The organism is Pedobacter sp. 01T416_2, from assembly GCF_056398925.1.
Genome location: NZ_JBFTQI010000435.1, coordinates 1 through 5,024, shown reverse-complemented (window position 1 = coordinate 5,024; position 5,024 = coordinate 1). Strand labels below are relative to the sequence as shown.

The window sequence follows — 5,024 nt, the reverse complement described above, 5'->3', positions numbered from 1 at the left end:
GATTGGTGTCGTTACTTTTCATAAAGCTAAACCTGCAAGGTTTTTAAAACCTTACAGATTTCAGGTCAAATCTATGTTGTTAAAATCGATTTCAATTTACGCCTAATTATAATTTCTTTTAAAAAGCCCGGTATAATTTTATCCAGCACCACCAAAAAACGGTTTGCAAAACCTGGTATAATTTCTTTCTTGCCTTTCAGCATACCATCCATTGCTGTTTTGGCAACGTAATCGGCCTCTAAAATCGTCGCTTTTGCAAACCCCTTTAATTCATTGTTCATTACCAACAGCTCGGGTTTCGTATTAATGCCGCCAGGACTAAGCAAACTAATATGCACATTTGTACCGCTCAATTCGAGTTGCAAACAACGGGTAAAATAACCGATAAAAGATTTGGTTGCCCCATAAACCTGTTTTTTTGGAACGATAAAATGTCCGCCTAAACTGCCAACATTTAAAATATAGCTTGCTGTACTTTTATCGATATGGTTTAAAAATAACCGCGTAAGCAACACCGTATTAGTAATGTTGAGATCGATCTGTGTTCTATAAAAATCGACATTTTTATCTTCAAACCAACTCCAATTCCCTAAACCAGCATTATTGATCAAAACATTTACCTCGATCTTATTCGCCCTTAATTTTTCAAAAATTTCGCTTGCGGAGGTATTTTTGGTCAAATCTATTTCGATACAGAACACCCTACTGTTAAAGTTTACACGCAGGTAATTTGCTAAATATTCCAGTCCACTATTGGGTAGCGAAACCAATACCAAACCTAAACCACGTTTGGCCGATTCGATAGCGAAAGATTTCCCCAAACCCTCACTTGCGCCTGTAATCAATACTGTTAATTGTTTCATTTTTATACTTTTTATATATCGTCCCCGTTTGTAACGGGGATGCAGGAGAATGTCGATTTTATCGACTTTTGAATCACATAAAAGCTGTATAACACTAAATTCCATCCGATTTTGTCACATTGAGCTTGTCGAAATGCTTAGCAAAACATTTAAGCTAGTCCTTCGACAGGCTCAGGATGACAATTTTATATTTTTAGCCCAGCTTTAGTCTTCGTCATTTGTAACTGAAAGTGATTAATGGTTTTTCCTAAACCTATTGCAAAAGGTGTTATCCGATAATTTAGTTCGGCAATGGCTTTATTGCTCGAATATTGTTGATTACATTTTAACCTATCGGCAAACGCTGGCAGAAAAAATGGGGTAAGGTTAAAAAGTTTTGATTTTAAAGACTCCAGCAAACTGTAAGCTTTAATAATGCCTACCGGGATTTTATACAAACTTCTTTTTTTACCAGTGATCTGCCTTAGTGTGCCGAAAAAACTATTAAAAGAAATATCAACTCCACCCAAAATATAGCGCTCGCCATTCCTGCCATTCTGCATGGCGGCAATATGCCCATCTACCACATCGTCTACAAAAGCATAGTTGGCAATTGCTTTTCCATCGCCCGGAATAAAATGCCATGTACCATTTATATAACCTGTAACCATTTTAGTCACTGTATTACTATCTGTTATTGGTCCATCGCCATATACTCTTGATGGGTTTACAATTACCACTTCCAATCCCTTTTTTACAAATTCTTTCACCTCTAATTCAGCGAGGTATTTTGTGCGTTCATAGCTGATCGGGAAGCCAACTGCCCTTGGGTCGTTTTCTGAAACCGGCAGATTTAGTGTTGGTCCCCATACCCCGCAAGTTGAGGTATGCACAACTTTTTCTACACCCAATTTTAATGCACAGCTGAGCACATTTCTTGTTCCAATTACATTCACATCGTAAAAATCCTGCTCATTCCGGCACCACATTTTGGCCATGGCTGCAGTATGGTAAACCTGATAACAATCTTTCATGGCATTTTCTAAACTTTCAGGATCCAAAACATCTCCTTTTACAAACTGGATATTTCGGTGCTGAATAAGAAAGGGATGCTTAACATTTCTGCAAAGTGCCACTACATCGTAGCCCATCTCTGCAAGGGTAAAGCTTAACTTCCGGCCGATAAAGCCTGATGCACCCGTAACCAAAACCCTCAGGTACTTATTTGCAACTGTTTCCATACTAAACCCTTTCCATTCTAATGGTGTACAGGGAGTGATTTACAACAACCAGTTTACATATTCCGTTTTCGAAATGGTAATCGTTATAATTCCCATCGGGAAGATTGATCCGGTACTGATGTGCCCCGTTTTTCTGAATGGGAATAAAACACTGAAAGTTGTCAGAATAAATTTCGGGGATATTAACAGGCTCTTTGGTATAGAGTAGCATCATATTATAACTGATGGGCTGATTTATTGTACTGGTTTTGTCGCCTGTTTTAAGCTGATAAACATTATTTATCCAACTTGTTTTCTTAGCCTCTTTTGCATTGCCATTTACTACCCGATTTACATTTGAGCTAAGGAGTTTGCCATTTTTAAAATGTGCTACATCCTCTGTTTCCACATCAATTTTAAAAACGAAACGGGTTTGTACCTTCGAAGTTATTTTGAGATAAACATTATCACCATCGTCTTTCTGTTGGAAATACATCTGGCCGATTACTTCGCCATTACGCTTGATGTTAAATTTACTTTGCTGAGCAAAAACCGATGAAAGTGAACAGATAAGAAAGACCAGCGAAGCAGCGCTTTTTGGATTGATTGGTTTTTTGGAAGAAAATGTTTTATAGGTTTTTGGAGCAAAATATTTCTTGCAGAGCCTAATAATTAATGCAGGAATCATAGTTATCTCTATTTGTTATTTAGAGCTAATACAACTCACAAGAAATTTACCCCTACGTGGATTTTATTTTTTTCATAGCCTTGGGTTTAAACCCAAAGGCTATGAGGGTAAGGTTTATTCAGCTGCAGGCTTTTTATCCTCTTCATCTACCGAAACTTCGACCGTTGGATCGGTAATGATTTCGGCATTGCCATCATTATCTTTTTTGGCGAATAAAATTGGATATAACAACCATAATGCACCAATGATGATGAGTACGCCAGCCAGCATTTGTAAATAGATACTTCCTTTTACCTCATTTGCATCTAAAATTTTATAGGCGATAAAAGAAAGTACGCCAGCTATGAGGATGAAAACGGCTTTTTGCAATTTTAAGAGCTTAATCATGGGTTCTTTCTTTTTAGTGTTACAATATGGATTAAAACAAAAATAAGCCCGATTAGTTCGAGCAAGCCACAGAAATAAAAAGCATAAAGTACAAAATCCCGGTCTGAAGGGTTTATTACCGCAACAATTGGCAAGGCAATTACGGCAACAATCATCAATGTAAGCCCGATATTAAATAATTTCACATTAAAAGTATTTACATCAAAACTACCAAAATTCAGTCAATTCTGTTAACTTTGCAACCTTTAATTTTTTGAGGTACTTGATTGATGTATAGCGAATTTAAACAATTGGAACTTGCCAAAATAGGGCAAGAAATACTGGATTTTTGGAAAAAGGAAAATATCTTTGAAAAAAGTATTTCTTCCCGCCCGAAATCTAATCCGTTTACTTTTTACGAAGGTCCACCGTCTGCCAATGGCATGCCGGGGATTCACCACGTAATGGCGCGTGCAATTAAGGATATTTTTTGCCGTTATAAAACAATTAAGGGTTATCAGGTTAAAAGAAAAGCTGGCTGGGATACACATGGTCTACCTGTTGAGCTTGGAACTGAAAAGGAATTAGGGATTACTAAAGAGGATATTGGTAAAACTATTTCCATCGAAGACTATAACGAAGCTTGTAAAAAAACAGTAATGCGCTACACTGATGTGTGGAACGACCTGACCGAAAAAATGGGCTATTGGGTAGATATGGATGATCCATACATTACCTATAAGTCGAAATACATGGAATCGGTGTGGTGGCTTTTGAAGCAGATTTACGATAAAGGATTAATCTATAAAGGTTATACTATCCAACCTTATTCTCCAAAAGCCGGGACAGGATTGAGTTCGCATGAGGTAAATCAGCCTGGCGCTTACCGAGATGTTACAGACACAACGATTGTTGCTCAATTTAAGGCGATAGCAAATACGTTACCTCCGTTTTTACAAGCATTTGGAGATATTTACCTGATGGCCTGGACTACTACTCCGTGGACTTTACCATCAAACACGGCTTTAACAGTTGGACCAAAAATCGACTATGTTCTGGTCAAAACTTTCAACCAATATACCTTTTTGCCAACAAATGTGATTTTGGCAAAAAACCTGGTTGGCAAGCAGTTTAGTAAAATTTTCTTTGAAAGCAATGAAGTTGAAGATTTTACAAATTTTAAAGCTGGCGATAAAAAAATCCCTTATCAAATACTTGCCGAATGCAAAGGAAGTGAGCTGGTTGGCATTAGATATGAACAACTGTTAACTTACGCATTGCCATACCAAAATCCCGAAAATGCGTTTAGAGTAATTTCCGGAGATTTCGTAACTACTGAAGATGGTACCGGTATTGTTCATACTGCCCCTACTTTTGGCGCGGATGATGCTAAAGTAGCTAAAGAAGCCATTCCGGAAGTACCACCAATGTTGGTATTAGATGAGAATGACACCCCCGTTCCATTAGTAGATTTACAGGGTAAATTCACTAAACATGTTGGTCCTTTTGCAGGCAAATATGTAAAGAACGAATATTACAATGCTGGCGAAGCACCTGAAAAATCGGTTGATGTAGAAATTGCTATTTTATTAAAAGAAGAAAATAAAGCTTTTAAAGTAGAAAAATATGTTCACAGTTATCCACACAGCTGGAGAACTGATGAGCCACTTTTATATTACCCTTTAGATTCATGGTTTATTAAAGTTACAGATGTTAAAGACAGAATGTTCGACCTTAATGAAACCATTAACTGGAAACCAAAATCAACTGGCGAGGGTCGTTTTGGAAACTGGCTAAAAAACGCTAACGATTGGAATTTATCACGTTCGAGATACTGGGGAATTCCTTTGCCAATCTGGAGAACTGAAGATAAAAAAGAAGAAGTGTTAATTGGTTCTGTTGAGGAAC

General features: G+C 37.4%; 6 protein-coding genes. 1 reads left to right on the top strand and 5 read right to left on the bottom strand.

What is annotated here, in order from left to right; translation table 11 throughout:
- Nucleotides 1-71: 71 nt before the first annotated feature.
- The 5 genes from AC1DPQ_RS17310 to AC1DPQ_RS17290 all read right to left on the bottom strand — a co-directional run bounded on the left by AC1DPQ_RS17310 (nt 72) and on the right by AC1DPQ_RS17290 (nt 3,322).
- On the bottom strand, nt 72-863 hold the full coding sequence (locus AC1DPQ_RS17310; RefSeq protein ID WP_477610357.1) for an SDR family NAD(P)-dependent oxidoreductase: 792 nt from the start codon (nt 861-863) through the stop codon (nt 72-74).
- 185 nt (nt 864-1,048) lie between these two features.
- Nucleotides 1,049-2,083, bottom strand: coding sequence for an SDR family NAD(P)-dependent oxidoreductase (locus tag AC1DPQ_RS17305; protein WP_477584799.1), 1,035 nt, complete (start codon nt 2,081-2,083; stop codon nt 1,049-1,051).
- 1 nt (nt 2,084) lies between these two features.
- Nucleotides 2,085-2,750, bottom strand: coding sequence for a DUF6134 family protein (locus AC1DPQ_RS17300; RefSeq protein WP_477610356.1), 666 nt, complete (start codon nt 2,748-2,750; stop codon nt 2,085-2,087).
- A 114-nt stretch (nt 2,751-2,864) separates the two neighbouring features.
- Nucleotides 2,865-3,137, bottom strand: a complete 273-nt coding sequence (locus AC1DPQ_RS17295) for an isoleucyl-tRNA synthetase (RefSeq protein ID WP_477584801.1) — start codon at nt 3,135-3,137, stop codon at nt 2,865-2,867.
- Nucleotides 3,134-3,322: a hypothetical protein gene (locus AC1DPQ_RS17290; protein WP_131031924.1), complete on the bottom strand. Its 189-nt coding sequence runs from the start codon at nt 3,320-3,322 to the stop codon at nt 3,134-3,136. Before AC1DPQ_RS17290 ends, AC1DPQ_RS17295 begins: the two co-directional genes overlap by 4 nt.
- Before the next feature lie 84 nt (nt 3,323-3,406).
- Here AC1DPQ_RS17290 and AC1DPQ_RS17285 point away from each other — a divergent pair.
- Nucleotides 3,407-5,024: class I tRNA ligase family protein (locus tag AC1DPQ_RS17285; protein ID WP_477610355.1), on the top strand; the 1,618-nt coding region annotated here is incomplete at its 3' end.

Coding starts and splice junctions, on each gene's coding strand:
- AC1DPQ_RS17310 (WP_477610357.1), bottom strand. CDS start 863: ATGAAACAATTAACAGTATTGATTACAGGCGCAAGTGAGGGTTTGGGG.
- AC1DPQ_RS17305 (WP_477584799.1), bottom strand. CDS start 2,083: ATGGAAACAGTTGCAAATAAGTACCTGAGGGTTTTGGTTACGGGTGCA.
- AC1DPQ_RS17300 (WP_477610356.1), bottom strand. CDS start 2,750: ATGATTCCTGCATTAATTATTAGGCTCTGCAAGAAATATTTTGCTCCA.
- AC1DPQ_RS17295 (WP_477584801.1), bottom strand. CDS start 3,137: ATGATTAAGCTCTTAAAATTGCAAAAAGCCGTTTTCATCCTCATAGCT.